Here is a 388-nt window from a genome sequence, read left to right on the forward strand (position 1 = left end):
GGTCGGGCGGGGCGCGGGCCGACGCCCCGCCCGACCTCTGCGGCTAGCCCGCGACGGGCTTCTCCCAGACGGAGACGTGCTGCGTGCTCTCGCTCGTGAACGGCTCGCGCGCCCAGCCGCTCCAGCGCTCCCGCAGCTGTAGTCCGGCGATCCGAGCCATCAGATCGAGCTCCGAGGGCCAGACGTAGCGGAACGGGATCGACCGCTCGCGGAACCCATCGCCCTCGGCGGTGAAGTGGTGCGAGATGAGGCCCTGGTTCGCGACGTCGAACTCGTCGACGCAGTGATAGCCCTCACGGTACTGGCTGACGATGACGGTCTCGCCCGGCCCCAGCCGCCGGAGCGAGGGGATCCCGACCTCGATCACGAATGCTCCCCGCGGTGCAAG

The 388-nt window shown here is 70.9% G+C and carries 1 protein-coding gene; it reads right to left on the minus strand.

Translation table 11 applies throughout. The features are described from left to right. Window positions 1–43: 43 nt before the first annotated feature. The gene (locus D7Y13_RS44735; protein ID WP_120631182.1) at window positions 44–367 is read right to left on the minus strand and encodes a hypothetical protein; all 324 of its coding nucleotides are present in this window, start codon (window positions 365–367) and stop codon (window positions 44–46) included. Window positions 368–388: the final 21 nt, after the last annotated feature.

Source organism: Corallococcus praedator (genome assembly GCF_003612125.1).
Classification (GTDB): domain Bacteria; phylum Myxococcota; class Myxococcia; order Myxococcales; family Myxococcaceae; genus Corallococcus; species Corallococcus praedator.